Annotated in this window: 15 protein-coding genes and 1 tRNA gene; 11 read left to right on the forward strand and 5 right to left on the reverse strand. The window is 63.5% G+C overall.

Translation table 11 applies throughout. The features are described from left to right. Position 1: 1 nt before the first annotated feature. On the reverse strand, positions 2–874 hold the full coding sequence (locus G572_RS0101660) for a ParB N-terminal domain-containing protein (protein WP_029056996.1): 873 nt from the start codon (positions 872–874) through the stop codon (positions 2–4). A 128-nt stretch (positions 875–1,002) separates the two neighbouring features. After that, positions 1,003–1,302, reverse strand: coding sequence for a hypothetical protein (locus tag G572_RS0101665; protein WP_029056997.1), 300 nt, complete (start codon positions 1,300–1,302; stop codon positions 1,003–1,005). A gap of 117 nt (positions 1,303–1,419) precedes the next feature. Here G572_RS0101665 and G572_RS26160 point away from each other — a divergent pair, with 117 nt between their 5' ends. Further along, a complete protein-coding gene (locus G572_RS26160) occupies positions 1,420–1,710 on the forward strand; it encodes a hypothetical protein (protein WP_156884452.1) in 291 nt (96 codons plus the stop codon). A 99-nt stretch (positions 1,711–1,809) separates the two neighbouring features. Here G572_RS26160 and G572_RS0101675 read toward each other — a convergent pair whose 3' ends face one another. Then, positions 1,810–2,106, reverse strand: coding sequence for a helix-turn-helix domain-containing protein (locus G572_RS0101675; RefSeq protein WP_029056999.1), 297 nt, complete (start codon positions 2,104–2,106; stop codon positions 1,810–1,812). Between the two features lie 140 nt (positions 2,107–2,246). Here G572_RS0101675 and G572_RS0101680 point away from each other — a divergent pair, with 140 nt between their 5' ends. Then, entirely contained in the window at positions 2,247–2,783 is a 537-nt protein-coding gene (locus G572_RS0101680) for a helix-turn-helix domain-containing protein (RefSeq protein ID WP_208978995.1), read from the forward strand. A 511-nt stretch (positions 2,784–3,294) separates the two neighbouring features. Here G572_RS0101680 and G572_RS0101685 read toward each other — a convergent pair. Then, positions 3,295–3,384: transfer RNA gene (locus G572_RS0101685), tRNA-Ser, on the reverse strand. A 320-nt stretch (positions 3,385–3,704) separates the two neighbouring features. On the opposite strand from G572_RS0101685, the gene G572_RS0101690 reads away from it, so the two are divergent. The 9 genes from G572_RS0101690 (at position 3,705) to G572_RS0101730 (ending at position 12,487) form a co-directional block, all read left to right on the forward strand. Continuing rightward, positions 3,705–4,109 carry a hypothetical protein gene (locus G572_RS0101690; RefSeq protein WP_051241455.1) on the forward strand — a complete coding sequence of 135 codons (405 nt, stop codon included), beginning with the start codon at positions 3,705–3,707 and terminating at the stop codon, positions 4,107–4,109. Positions 4,110–4,637: 528 nt separating this feature from the next. Continuing rightward, positions 4,638–5,585: a septal ring lytic transglycosylase RlpA family protein gene (locus G572_RS22060; RefSeq protein WP_342664753.1), complete on the forward strand. Its 948-nt coding sequence runs from the start codon at positions 4,638–4,640 to the stop codon at positions 5,583–5,585. A gap of 117 nt (positions 5,586–5,702) precedes the next feature. Next, positions 5,703–6,881: a D-alanyl-D-alanine carboxypeptidase family protein gene (locus G572_RS0101700; protein WP_029057002.1), complete on the forward strand. Its 1,179-nt coding sequence runs from the start codon at positions 5,703–5,705 to the stop codon at positions 6,879–6,881. Then, on the forward strand, positions 6,871–7,623 hold the full coding sequence (gene tmk, locus G572_RS0101705) for a dTMP kinase (RefSeq protein ID WP_051241457.1): 753 nt from the start codon (positions 6,871–6,873) through the stop codon (positions 7,621–7,623). The genes G572_RS0101700 and tmk overlap by 11 nt, the downstream gene beginning before the upstream one ends. Positions 7,624–7,627: 4 nt before the next feature. Then, on the forward strand, positions 7,628–8,701 hold the full coding sequence (locus tag G572_RS0101710; RefSeq protein ID WP_029057004.1) for a DNA polymerase III subunit delta': 1,074 nt from the start codon (positions 7,628–7,630) through the stop codon (positions 8,699–8,701). 63 nt (positions 8,702–8,764) lie between these two features. Then, positions 8,765–10,330 (forward strand): methionine--tRNA ligase, encoded by a 1,566-nt coding sequence (gene metG, locus G572_RS0101715; RefSeq protein ID WP_029057005.1) that lies wholly within the window; start codon positions 8,765–8,767, stop codon positions 10,328–10,330. Next, positions 10,330–11,124 (forward strand): TatD family hydrolase, encoded by a 795-nt coding sequence (locus G572_RS0101720; protein ID WP_029057006.1) that lies wholly within the window; start codon positions 10,330–10,332, stop codon positions 11,122–11,124. Before metG ends, G572_RS0101720 begins: the two co-directional genes overlap by 1 nt. Beyond that, complete coding sequence (locus tag G572_RS0101725) at positions 11,121–11,948, forward strand: MBL fold metallo-hydrolase (protein WP_029057007.1); 828 nt, start codon at positions 11,121–11,123, stop codon at positions 11,946–11,948. The genes G572_RS0101720 and G572_RS0101725 overlap by 4 nt, the downstream gene beginning before the upstream one ends. Continuing rightward, on the forward strand, positions 11,945–12,487 hold the full coding sequence (locus G572_RS0101730; protein WP_029057008.1) for a regulatory protein RecX: 543 nt from the start codon (positions 11,945–11,947) through the stop codon (positions 12,485–12,487). Before G572_RS0101725 ends, G572_RS0101730 begins: the two co-directional genes overlap by 4 nt. Before the next feature lie 274 nt (positions 12,488–12,761). Here the strand turns inward: G572_RS0101730 and G572_RS0101735 are convergent, their stop codons facing one another. Next, complete coding sequence (locus tag G572_RS0101735) at positions 12,762–13,994, reverse strand: M20/M25/M40 family metallo-hydrolase (protein ID WP_029057009.1); 1,233 nt, start codon at positions 13,992–13,994, stop codon at positions 12,762–12,764. Positions 13,995–14,097 lie beyond the last annotated feature (103 nt).

Genomic DNA, 14,097 nt, shown 5'->3' on the forward strand with positions numbered 1-14,097 from the left:
GTTAGCCTCGCTCCGCCAACCAGAGGTCGATGGCGTCACGATGCGCCTCGAAGAAGCGATGTTGCTCCGCTCGCTTGAGCCGTGAGAACCGATCCGACACCTTCTCCCAAGGCTTTGGCGTCTGTGCCGGCTGGGTCTTGTCGATCACGGCAATTGCCTCGTCGACGCTTGTCGCCGTGGGTGGCTCCGCCAGAATGAGACCGATGATCTGCGCTTGCCGGTCCGGCGATTGGTCAGAGAGTTTCAGGAGTTCGGACTGGTTGCCGGCGAGCGGGCTGTCGGCGATGCGGTCGCGGATGTCGGGCGAGATCGTTGCGATCTGGAGCGCCAGATAGATCGCCCGCTGGCTCAGGCCGAATGCGGCCTGAGCTGCCTCCGAGAAGCAAACTGCCAACTTAGCACTTTGATCGTCGAGATCCCCGCTCGGCTGAATTCGTGCAATGTTTGCACTAATTCCGGCATCCGCTTTTTTCGGCTTCCGACCCGGTTTCACCTTGCCATGCGCGGCCTCGTAGATGTCCCGCCATGCGGTAATCGCGACGGCCCGTTCCAATGGGTTCAACTCGAACCGCATCAGGTTCTCGCGGATCTCCCGAAGACGGGTTTGGGCTTCGTCGGCGAAGGCTTCAGGTGCATGGACAATGGACGGGATGGTTGCCCATTCGAGTTGTTGTGCGGCCGCAAGCCGGTGCGCCCCATAGATCAACCGATAACCGCCATCGTCGTTCGGTCCGACCGCTTCGATAGGCGTCAGCAGTCCGCGTTGATCGAGATCTTCCGCAAGGGCTTCGACGCGCGCCGGCAGGGCCTTGCGCAGGCGATCGGTCGCGTCGATTGCAGCCAGATCCAGATCCCTGATGGTGTGTGCAGTCATGTGTTTCATCCCGGTAATCTTGTTGTCCCCGAAAAGCGGCCGGGCCTGCCGCCGCACGGCCCGGCCAGTTGGGGAGGAAACGCGGGTAGCCCCGCCACCCGACCACTGACGCAGGTCGCGCGATCTCATCAGGCCGGCACCTCGATTGCGTGCCAGGGTGCGCCGCCGATCCCGCGCGCATTGAGCCAGTCGGCTTCCGCTTGGGCTTCGCAGAGCGAGCCGAACCGGTGCGCGTCGCCTTCGAAAAAACTGGTCTCAGCAACGACGATGGTTCCGCCGCCGTCGGCCTCGATTTGATGTGTCTTGCCCTTGTGGAAATAGGTCTCGCCGCTGGCGGAGACTTTCAGCAACACGGCCTTTTGAGACCGTCCCGGCACCGGGAGACTGTTGTCAGGAAAAGCGCGGTTTGCAGACGGAAGAGCCGTCATTTCGACACTCCTTTGTCAGGGCGCCGACGGACGTTTTGCCTGTCCCGATCAATCGGGGCGGTACTACGCTCTCGGCAGGTGGCCGGTTGGGCGGCGAAAGAACGATGGAGATGATTGATGGAACAGACCGACATGGATTGGCTGCGCGAGCACCGCGAGAACGTCCGCGATGTGATCCTGCGCTGCCTGGCTGCCGGCCTTGAGGGGATAAAGCCCGGCGTCACCACCGCTGCCCGAGAGGTGGCCGAGCGCGCGCTATTCGATTGGCCGGAGGGCACGCCGCCATATGTGCGCGCCTTCGCCGACGAGGAAACCCGCCGGCTCATCGCCCTGATCCTTCCGTCTGGCGAAGCTCGTCCAGAACCTCCGGTAGGACCTCGCGCACCGCATCGCGGACGGCGGCCCTGAAATGGTCGTGCATCTTGGCGCCCAGATCAGCCGTAACCTCCGCGAGCAAGGCCCCCTGAGCCTCCCGCTTCTTGGCGAGGATTTCGCGTGGCGACAGGTTCATGCCGCCGCGCGGTCCTGGCCGCGATTGCCGCTGGTGGCACGCCGCGCATACCTGCTAGAAAGAATGCGGGTTTTCTTGATCGGATACCGATCGGGAAAGAGCTGTTCGACGGGCACCTCAAGGAAGTCGGCAATCGCCTTCTCAGCCTTGCTATTTTTGCGCGTCCAGATGTGGCCGAAGCTGTTGGGCTTCATTCCGATGCTCTCGGCCAGCGCGGAAAGTGTCATGCCACGCCGGTGCAGCTCGGCCTTGATGGAATGCTGGTCCCAGGCGGGAGGCGTTCCGGGCTTCATGGGCTACCCCTTTCGAAACCGGCCTGCGGTAACAGGCCGGTTTCTTTGAACGGTTGATGTGAAACAACGGCCCTAAATCACGGGCCGATAAAACAGGGATAAATGATGATCCTCTTTTTGTAAATGAGGATTTTCATTTAATGGTGGGTGTAGTGGCTCGACCCGAAAGCCCCCCGAAGACCGATCTCGGTTTTCGGCTGCGCGAGGTTCGCCGACGCTTGGGCGATACGCCTCGCGCGGAGTTCGCTAAGTCGTTGGGATTTGGAAAAGATTCTCTTGCGTTGTATGAGCGCGGCGAGAATGTGCCGACAGCGCACGTGCTAGCTGCGTACCGTGAGAAGCTCGGAATAGATGTAAACTGGCTCCTCACAGGCGCGGGTGAGATGTTCGCCGATCCGTCAAAGGCTCCGGCGAGCGCGGCGCCTTCGATCAACCCGGCATTGTTCCGCAAGGTCGGCCGTCTTGTAACGCGGGTCCACAAGGAAGAAGGGATCAAGCTTCCGCCGGATGCCGTTCTGGACGAGCAGGCTGACGCCTACAATGCGCTCCTGGCACGCGCCGAGGACCCATCCGATGCGGACGAGTTGATGGCGCTTCTAACCTGGTTGGAAACCCGTTTGAAAAAACGACTGCGAGCAGCCACCGAAGAACCCGGAACCGGTAAACAGCAGGCTTGATGGCAGTTCGGTTGCCAGTGCTACTGATAATTGCATCGCTGGCAAGTTTTACAATCCGTAAATGCACGCTATTCGGGTGTCGAGTTGCGTCAATTTAGGGCGCGCGTCGCGTCAGACTTTCTGAACGGAATTGGCGGATTTCCGGGAACTCAAACTCTTGCGCGTTGGTCAGAGTTCTCAATGCGAAGGCGGCGGGACGCGAGCAGATCGCGAGTTCCCACTTCGAAATGTAAAACGGCGGAAAACCGGGGTTTTTAGGTGGGAAGCAGATTTCCCACCTCTGGCATCAGATTGGCGGTTTTCTGCTGATCTTTCTCGCCGCGATTTCGCGCTTGCCGCCGTTTTGTGCCATTTGATCTTGCGCGCCAATTTTCAGATATGCGCACGGGCAATCTCGAATAATTATTCAATATCAATGGTTTTCGGCTGTTTTCGCCAATTCTCACCTAATCCCGGTTCTGTGCCATGTGTTCTTGCGCGTTACACCTTGGACGGATTCAGTATTTGACTATGGCGGAAGAGGTGGGATTCGAACCCACGAGACGGTTGCCCGCCTGCCGGTTTTCAAGACCGGTGCCTTCAACCACTCGGCCACTCTTCCGTTGGCTCCCGTTTGGCCGGGTGGCTCTTCATTGTCAAGTGGGATCGCCCCGCTGCGTTGCGGGCAAAGGAAAACCGCCGATCCGGAAGGTCGAGGCAGGGACCGGATCGGCGGTAGCGCCGGAGTGCCGGCGTATGGCGCGGGGGCACGCGCCATGGCCCCGGTTCTAGTTCAACTCTTTCAATCGGACTGTGACCCGCATCACAAAAGCGTCATTGGCCTCCCTGATCCGGCGCCGTCGCGCGGGCGTAACCCGGGCAGGCAAGCAATTCCGTCCCGGCCTCTATGGCTGGAAGTGACGAGGATCAAGGGAGACGATCATGCCCGAAGCATTCATGAAGAGCGGTCTGGTGGCCATCGGACTGCTGTCCTGCGCAGCCCTGTCCGCAACAGCGCAGGCCAATACCCAGCTCTCTCAAAGCGAAATCAAGCAGGTGGTGTCCGGCAAGCGCATTTACCTGAAGACGCCCCTTGGCGGCGAGTTTCCGCTCTACTACCAGACCAACGGCACGGTCGACGGCTCCGGCGACGCGGTTGGACTCGGCCGGTTCATGCAGCCAAACGACGAGGGACGCTGGTGGGTGCGCGGCAATCGCCTCTGCCAGAAATGGCAGAGCTGGTACGACGGCAAGCAGTTCTGTTTCACCCTCTCGAAGGGCGAGGGGAGCACGCTCTACTGGACCCGGGACGACGGATTGAACGGCCGCGCGCGAATCGGAAACTGACGGTGTGACTTCGGCAGTGCGACCGAAAGGCGACACCCATGTTGAAAACGTCATGACCGAAGCCTGTTTCGCTCGACCCGGCTTTCACCTTGCGGTAAGGGATCCCATGCTAGACGGGTTGTGATGCGCCATTAGGGGGGCCGCATCGCGACGCAATCAGGGTTCCGCCGGTGCGTAGAGCGCTGCGGTGTCGTCTTGCGGGAAAGCCGACCTTGGCCGGAAAAGGCGAGGGGTGGTTTCCTGTCCCCCGGAAGAACCGGGTGCGGGTGCGCCAGTCGCGCCGGACACATCGCCTCGTTTGCCGGCAAGAGTATCGAGTAGGGCGGCAACATGACGACAGGCAAGGATCCGGCGGAGTTTCGCCGGGCACCGGGCTCCTCACAAGGCCTTCTTCGCGCCTTTCCGCGACCGGTTTCAACCGTCGCCGGCGGTTTTTTCGGTGGGCGCAAACCGGCTCCCGCTATTGCTGTCACAGCGCTTTGCCTCGTTCTGGCTGCCTGCAGCTCGGCGCCGACAGGCAAGAAGAAGGTGAAGTTCAGCGAAGAGAAGTATGGCGTGGCAGCCAGTCCCAAGGTCGTCGCGGACAACAAGCCTGTTCCCAAGGGTGGCGGGCGCTACATGGTCGGCAAGCCCTACAAGATTGCCGGCAAATGGTATCGCCCGAAGGACGATCCGAATTACGAATCGGTCGGGCTTGCATCCTGGTACGGACCGACCTTCCACGGTCGCCAGACCGCGAATGGCGAGGTGTTCGACCGCAACGCCCTGACCGCCGCGCACACGACGATGCCGATTCCCTCCTATGCCCGCGTCACCAATGTGACCAATGGCCGCTCGCTGATCGTGCGGGTCAACGACCGCGGGCCGTTCCACGGCAAGCGCACGATCGATCTGTCGGAACGCGCCGCAACCATGCTGGACTACAAGTCCAAGGGTGTGGCCAAGGTCAAGGTCGAATACATCGGACGCGCCCGTCTGGACGGTCTCGACGAATCCTATCTGATGGCCTCCTATCGCGGTCCCGGAGCCGTGGCGCCCGGCGCGACGCAGCCGGGTACCCTGCTGGCGCAGGCGACGCCGCCGGCCGGCCTTGTCGGACCGGCGCCGGTGCCGCGCGGTCGCCCCTATGGCGCTGCCCTTGCCAGCAACGCCAGCTTCTCCAACACGGTCACCGCCGCATTCGATCCGGCCATCGCCTTCGAAGCCGGCGAAAATGCCGTGCGTGTTGCCTCGCTCAACGGCTTTTCCGGTGCGGCCGGCCAAACGTCGCCCGCGCTCGGCTACAACACCCCGGCCGCCTCCGGGTCTCAGGCTCTGCCCGGCGGCATCGGCAGCCGCGAGACCGGCGGGACCTTCGTTGCCGGATCGGCGATTTCGTCCTATGTGGCTGACCGCCGGATCGCGGCGGCCTACAGTGCGTTTGCGGAAATCGAGGGCGGATCTTCGTTGTCCGAGCTCGCAGACAAGACACGCTGATCAGCATGTGGACAAGCCGGTAGGCGCAGGCACACATGGCCGTTATGTTCTACGTCCCGGTCCGAAACGGCCGGGACGCTTTTCGTCGTGACGTCAGGCCATGAAGGTGTTGTCGAAATGATTGGGCGTACGTGGTCTTCAGCGCTTGCCGCCTTGTTCTTCCTCGTTGCAGCGACCTCGCCGCCCCTGGCGCAGGACACAGCCGAGGACAAGAAAGCCGAACCGCCAGCGCTGCTTCTCGATTTCAGCACCGGCACCCTGCTGAACAGCCGCAATGCAAGTGTCGCCATCCAACCCGGCTCCACCGCCAAACTGATGACCGCCGCCGCGGTCTTCGAAGCGCTGTCGTCCGGGGAGATCGCCGAGGACACCGCGTTCCCCGTCAGCGAACATGCCTGGCGCAGCGGCGGCGCTCCCTCCGGCGGCGCGACGATGTTCGCGGCGCTGAAAAGCGAGGTGCCCGTCCTCGACTTGCTGAAAGGGCTGCTCGTCCAGAATGCGAATGACGCCGCGATCATCCTTGCGGAAGGACTTGAGGGCAGCGAAGACGCATTTGCCGCGCGCATGAACGCATTGGCGGAACGCATCGGCATGACCGGAAGCCGGTTTGCGAACCCGACCGGTCAGGACGCGCCCGGCGCTGTCACCACCGCCGCCGACCTGGGACGGTTGGCGGGCTTCATCCTGTCCCGACACATGGACCGCTACGAGCTTTTCAGCCTTCCCGATTTTACCTGGAACGGCATATTCCAACGCAACAAGAACCCGCTGATCGGGGGGATTGCCGGGGTTGACGGGCTGGCCGCCGGCTCCAGCGACAAATCCGGCTACAACGGCGTCGGTTCGCTCATCCGGGCAAACCGCCGCCTGATCGGGGTGGTTGCCGGACATCCCTCCGCCGATGCGCGAATCGACGCGCTGAAGGCTCTCTTCGACAGCCTGGAAAAGGACTTCGAGGACGTCGTCCTGTTCGAAAGGGGCGCGGTGCTCGCACAGGCCCGCGTTTTCGGCGGCACGCAACCGAGCGTAGACCTTCTGGCGCGCGAGCCTGTGGACGTTCTGCTGCCGCGTGGTAGCAAGCGCGACTACCGTTTGAGGGTGGTCTATACCGGTCCCCTGAAGGCGCCGGTGGAACGCGGCAAGACTGTCGGTGAACTGCGGGTGATGCGCGACCGGAATGTGGTCTTTCGGGTGCCGCTGACAACCGCCGAGGCGGTTGAACGGGGCACGGTGACCAGCCGGGCCGCCGACGCCCTGCGCGAAACCCTGTTCGGATGGTGGCTTGATGAAGGATGAAAAACGCGGCCGCGCACGTGGGAATGCGCCCGCTACCGGGCCAAGACCCGGCCGCTTCATCACCTTCGAGGGGGGAGAGGGGGCGGGAAAGTCGACCCAGATCGCCCGTTTGAAGGACCGTCTTTCCGCGGCCGGGATTGAAGCCCTGGTAACGCGCGAGCCGGGCGGGTCGCCAACCGCCGAGACCATCCGCGATCTGCTTTTGTCCGGCAAGGTCAAGCCGCTCGGAGCGGAAATGGAAGCGGTGATGTTTGCCGCCGCCCGCGCCGATCATGTCGATGAAACCATTCGCCCGGCTCTTGGTGCCGGGCGCTGGGTCCTGTGCGACCGGTTCGCCGACAGCACCCGCGTCTATCAGGGCGAGGCCGGTGTCGATACCGCGTTTCTGGCACGGCTGGAGGCGGTTGCCATTGGCGGATACCGCCCGGACATGACGATCCTGATCGATGTATCGCCCGATGTCGGCCTGTCGCGGGTCGCCGCGCGCAGCGGCGCGGCCGGATCGACCGCCGATCCCGACCGGTTCGAAACCGACACACGGGAGGTGCACATGCGCCGTCGCCAGCTCTTTCTCGATCTCGCCGCAGCCGAGCCGGCAAGATTCGTCGTGGTAGACGGAAGCGCGCAAACCGATACGGTGGCGGAAGAAATCTGGCAGGCGGTGCGTGCGCGCTTTCCCGTCGATCTCGGCCATGCCGGCCCCGCCGCGCCCGATGCCGACCGCGACCGGATCGGAGGCTAGACCAATGGAGCAGCACGACGCACATGCTTTTGAAGCGGACGCGCTGGATGGCATTCCGCTGCCTCGGGAACGCACGCTCCTGTATGGTCACGCGCCGGCGGAAACGGTCCTGCTCGACGCCTACCGCTCGGCACGCATGCATCATGCCTGGATCCTCTCGGGCCCCAAGGGAATCGGCAAGGCGACGCTGGCGTTCCGCTTCGCCCGCTTCGTGCTTGCGCACCCCGACCCCTCATCGGAAGCAGCACGAGCGGCGTCCGATCTTTGGCTGTCGCCCGAAGACCCGACCTTTCGCAAGGTTGCCGCCGGCGCACATCCGGGCATCCTGCACCTCAAGCGTCCCTATGATGCGAAGCGCAAGTCCAAGGACAAGTTCAAGCAGGACCTGACCGTCGACGAAGTGCGCCGCGCCGTGCCGTTCTTCGGCTCCACCGGGGCACAAGGGTCGTGGCGGATCTGTATTGTCGACGCTGCGGACGACATGAACCAGAACGCGGCAAACGCATTGCTGAAGGTGTTGGAAGAGCCGCCCAAACGCTCGCTGTTTCTCGTTCTGGCCCATGCGCCGGGCCGGTTGTTGCCCACCATCCGCTCGCGCTGCCGGATGCTGTCGACCAAGCCGCTCGCAGACGGGGAGGTCGCGGCCGGTCTGGCGGAATTCGGCATCGCCGACACCAACACCCGCGAGTCGGCACGGGCCACCGAACTCGCCGACGGGAGCTTGCGAAAGGCAATCACGCTGGCCTCCAGCGATGCCATCGAACTGGCCGACGGATTTTCCGCGCTCGTAAGGCAGCTTCCCGATGTCGATGTGGCGCAGGTGCATGGCTTCGCAGACGCGGTGTCGCGCAACGGAGCGGAGGACGCGTGGACGCTGTTTCAGGATCTGGTTGCAGACCATCTGCACGCAAGGCTCGATCCGGCATCCGGCCCCGCATTGCAGCGCCTTGTCAGGGTAGCCGAGGTATGGGAAAAGACGAACCGCGCCGCCCGCGAGGCGGATGCCTTCAACCTTGACCGCAAACAACTCGTGTTGAACGTGTTTCGCGATCTGGCGGAAACGGCGCGGATGCCCTGACCGGGATGCGGGAGCCCGCCGCGCCCTTCCTTTGCCACCGAACTGCGGATCGACAACACGTTCATGACCGACCGATCACCCTTTCTCGTCTCGACGGCGATTTCCTACCCCAACGGCGTGCCGCACATCGGACACGCCTATGAGGCGATCGCGACCGACGCCATCGCCCGCTTTCAGCGTCTGGACGGGCGCGATGTCCTCTTCCTGACCGGCACCGACGAGCACGGGCAGAAGATGCTGCAGACCGCGCGCGGGGAGGGCATCCCGGTCCGCGAGCTTGCCGACCGCAATGCGGCGCGGTTCCAGGAGATGGTTGGGGCGCTCGGGTGCTCGAACGACGATTTCATCCGCACAGTGGAGCCGCGCCATCACGCCGCCAGCCAGGAAATCTGGCGCCGGATGGCCGCCAACGGCGACATCTACAAGGACAGCTATTCGGGCTGGTACTCTGTGCGCGACGAAGCCTACTACCAGGAAAGCGAAACCGAGCTTCGCGACGATGGCGTGCGCTACGGGCCGCAAGGATCGCCCGTGGAATGGGTGGAGGAGGAAAGCTACTTCTTCCGCCTGTCCGATTATCAGGACAGACTGCTCGCTCATTACGAGGCCAACCCGGATTTCATCGGACCTGACGACCGCCGCAACGAGGTCGTGAGTTTCGTCAAGCGCGGGCTCCGGGACCTGTCGATCTCGCGCACCACCTTCGACTGGGGCGTGCCCGTGCCGGACGACCAGCGTCACGTCATGTACGTCTGGGTGGATGCGCTCACCAACTATCTCACCGGCGCGGGCTTTCCCGACGAGAGCGATCCGCGCTGGCGCTTCTGGCCGGCAAACCTGCATGTGATCGGCAAGGACATCGTGCGCTTTCACGCGGTCTATTGGCCGGCCTTTCTCATGTCGGCGGGCATTGAGCTGCCGAAGCGGGTGTTCGCTCACGGCTTCCTGTTCAACAAGGGCGAGAAGATGTCGAAGTCGGTCGGCAACGTGATCGACCCCTTCGCGCTGATCGACCACTACGGCCTGGATGCAGTTCGCTATTTCTTCCTGCGCGAGGTCCCCTTCGGACAGGACGGCAACTACAGCCACGATGCCATCGTCAACCGGATCAATGCGGATCTCGCCAATGATCTCGGCAATCTGGCGCAGCGCTCGCTTTCGATGATCGGCAAGAACTGCGGCGGCACGCTGCCGACGCCCGGAGACCTGAGCGCCGAGGACACCGCGATCCTCGCCCAGGCCGATGCCATGCTGGAGACCGCGCGTGCGGCAATGGACAGGCAGGCGATCCACCAGATGCTTGCCTGCGTGTGGGCCTGCGTCGGCGAGGCCAACCGCTACTTCGCCGGTCAGGAGCCCTGGGCGCTGAAAAAGACCGACCCCGAGCGCATGGGAACGGTTCTCTATGTAACCGCCGAGGTGATCCGGCAGGTTTCAATCCTGGCGCAGCCGGTGGTGCCGACAAGCGCGGAAAAGCTGCTCGATCTCCTGAAAGTCGACGGCAACGCGCGCGGTTTCGACAGCCTCGGCACGAACGGGCGCCTGACGCCCGGCACCGAGCTGCCGAAACCCGCCGGCGTGTTCCCGCGTTACGTGGAGGCCGAGACAACCGACAGCGGAGACGCCTGATGCTGGTCGACAGCCATTGCCATCTCGACTTTCCCGATTTCGACGCCGAGCGCGACGCGATCATAGACCGCGCCAACGAGGCCGGGATCGACCTCATGGTGACGATCTGCACAAGGGTCGCGAAATTCGAGCGAATTCGCGCGCTTGCCGAGCAGTATCCTTGCGTCTATTGCTCCGTCGGGACCCATCCGCACAATGCGGGCGAGGACGCCGAAATGGCGGTCACGACCAAGGATCTCGTGCGCCTGTCGGGGCATGAAAAAGTCGTCGCCATCGGCGAGGCCGGGCTCGATTACTTCTACGACAAGGCGCCGCGCGAAGCGCAGGCACAAGGCCTGCGCCGCCATATCGCCGCCGCGCGTGAAACCGGCCTGCCGCTCGTCATCCATTCTCGCGACGCCGACGCCGACATGGCCCGGATCCTGACCGAGGAAACGGAGAAGGGCGCATTTCCGGCACTTCTGCATTGTTTCTCGTCGGGGCGCGATCTGGCAATGACCGGCATCGAACTCGGTTTGTACGTTTCGTTCTCCGGCATCCTGACGTTCAAACGCTCCGATGAGTTGCGGGCGATCGCCGCCGATCTGCCGGCGGATCGGCTGCTTGTCGAAACCGACGCGCCCTATCTTGCGCCGCAGCCCTGGCGCGGAAAGCGCAACGAGCCGGCCTATGTCGCCCATACCAACAAGGTGCTCGCCGAAACCCGCGGCGTGCCGGAAGAAGACATGGCCCGTCAGACCAGCGAGAACTTCTTCCGCCTGTTTTCGAAAGTGCCGGGAGCCGCTGCGCAATGAGCCAGGATGGCGAGTTGGAGTTCACGATCCTCGGCTGCGGCTCCTCCGCAGGCGTGCCGCGTGTCGGCAACATCTGGGGCGACTGCGATCCGGATGAGCCGAAAAATCGCCGCAAGCGGTGCGCCTTGCTGGTGCAGCGGACGGGGAAGGGCGGCACCACCACCGTTCTGGTGGATGCGGGGCCGGATCTGCGCCAGCAACTGCTCGATGCCCGGGTGACCTATCTGGATGCGGTGCTCCTCACCCATGCCCATGCCGATCACCTGCACGGCATCGACGATCTCAGGCCGCTGGCGATCACCCATCGCCAGCTCATTCCCGTGCATATGGATGCAACGACGGCGGATCGCGCCCACGATCTGTTTTACTACGGCTTCAGGACGCCGGAAGGCTCCAGCTATCCGCCGATCCTGAAGGAGCATCGCATCGAAGCGGGCAAGCGCTACGTGATCGATGGTGCCGGCGGGCCGATCCCGTTCCAGCCCGTCGAGGTGGCGCATGGCGACATCAACGCCCTGGGCTTTCGCTTCGGTGACGTCGCCTACCTGCCTGATGTCAAAAGCATTCCGGACACAGCGCAGGCGGCCTTCGAGGACCTGGACACATGGGTGATCGACGCCTTGCGCCGCACAACGCATCCGAGCCACTTTTCGCTCGACGATGCGCTTGAAAACATTCGTGCCTTCAAGCCGAAATCCGCGATCCTGACGAACATGCATGTGGACATGGATTATGCGACGCTGACGCGGGAACTGCCGGATGGCGTCGTGCCGGCCTTCGACGGGATGCGGTTTCGCGGAGCCGCAGGTGACGGACTGAAATGAGCCGCAAGATGCGCGCACCGACCGAAGAGCGGCTGATGCGCGCTGCCTTGCACTATCTCGATCGATACGGATCGAGCGCCGGCAATCTGCACCGGGTGCTCGAACGCAAGGTGTGGCGCGTGTGCGCAGCGCTTGAGGAAGATCCGGCCGATTACGCGCATATGATCGATGCTGTCGTTACACGCTGCGAAGCCTCCGGCCTCGTCGACGACAGGCTCTATGCGGAATCGAAGATTGCATCCGAGCGCCGCAAGGGCCGCTCGACCCGTCGCATTGCCGCGGTGTTGCAGACCAAGGGGATTTCCCAGGATATGGCCGAGACGCTGCTGGCGCGTGACGAGACGACGGATCTCGCCGCCGCCTGCGTTGCCGCACGCAAGAAACGCTTCGGACCCTGGCGCAAGGGCGAAGCCGATCCGGAGCGACAGCGCAAGGAAATCGCATCGCTCTGCCGACAGGGTTTCTCGCTTGCGCTGGCGCGCAAGGTCGTCGAGGCGACGGACCGCGACGCACTTCTGGAGGAAAGCGTCGCCCCGTGAGCGCGCCGGGTTCGGGCACAGTCGAAGACGAACGCGCTAAGGGGCTGGACTGAAGAACCTGTTCGAAGTGCCCGGCATCAAACGCATTCCAATGACCGGCGGCACCTCCATCGGCGTCGTGTCTCAATCAAAAAATATTCCATAATATATATTATGCGAATTAGGCGTATTCGATCCGCTTGCCGGATTTTCCCCTTGCGAGCGCCCTTTGACCGGACGTTTGAGAACGGAAAGCGATGCGCAGCCCTTCTATGGCGCTGGCTCGACACCGCGCTTACGCCTGCGATACCGGATCGCTGTCGAGCAACATCCGCAAGGCTGCGGCGACCACATCCGTCGCGCCGCGAAGATCCTCCAGCTGCACGTGTTCATCTGCCGAATAGGCATTGGCTGCCTCCAGCGATACCGGACCGGATCCATAAAGCACCGTGGGAATGCCGGCGTCGGCATAATGGCGCGCATCGCTGAACAACGGTGAACCGGTGGTGTGGGATCCCGGATCCGGAAACCGTTCGCGCAGGCCTGTCTGAACTATGTCGGCGAGCGTGTCCGCGCCTTTGACCGGCCTCAACGGCTCAGCGAGCAGCAGCCTGCGGCATTCGACCTCCAGGCCCTCGCGCGGCGCCACCGCCGCCTCGACCAGCGCAAACAGCTCATCTTCGACGGCCTCGCCGGTTTCCTCGGGAATAAGGCGCCGATCGACGCGCAGCGCCACGCGATCGGGCACGACGTTGGTGTTCACCCCGCCCTGGATCACGCCGATGGTCAGGAGCGGCCGCATGTCGGTGTCGATCTTGCTGCGTTTTGCGGCGATCCTGTCGCGTTCGCCATAAAGCGCGGAGAGGATTCCGGTTGCCGTTTCGAGCGCGTCGACCCCGCCATCTGGCGCCGCCGCATGTGCGGCCCGCCCGCGCACGACAATCTCGATCTGCAGGCATCCGTTGTGTGCGGTCGTGACGGACCGGCTGAAACCGGAGGCGATCACGCAATCCGGCTTGCTGAGGTCCTGCCCCAACAACCATCGCGGTCCGAGCGTGCCGCCGGCTTCCTCGTCGCAGGTGATGTGAATTTCGACCGTGCCATTCAGTCCGTCGGGCGCGTCGGACACGGCAAGAAGCGCGAAGACATAGGCGCTGATGTCGGACTTGCCGAACACCGTTCCGCGACCGTAAAGCGCGCCGCCGGCTTCCTCCGCGCCGAAGGGGTCTACACTCCACCCCTCACCCGCCGGAATGACATCGCCATGGGCGCTGAGCGCAACGACCGGGCCGCCGTCGCCGAAACTGCGCCGCACGATGAGGTTGACGACGCTGCGCATGCCCGCCTGGCGGACGAAAGGCTCCGGCACCGGGTGCCATTCGGGTTCGAAGCCGAGATCGCGCAAGGCGGCCGCCGTTGCCTCGGCGAAGTCGGTCATGTCCCCTGGCGGATTTTCGCTCGGCACGCGAATGAGCTGTTTGAGAAAGTCCACTTGCCTGGAAAAGCGCGCGTCGTCTGCGGCAGTCATTACCCGGATCCTTGCCGGGATTGCCCCGGTCGCGGCGCGAGGCCCTTTGGACCGTGACACCGACCCGCTGCGCCCGGCGGATCGGCAGAATGTCCGTAAACCG

The organism is Stappia stellulata DSM 5886 (genome assembly GCF_000423705.1).
Lineage (GTDB): Bacteria > Pseudomonadota > Alphaproteobacteria > Rhizobiales > Stappiaceae > Stappia > Stappia stellulata.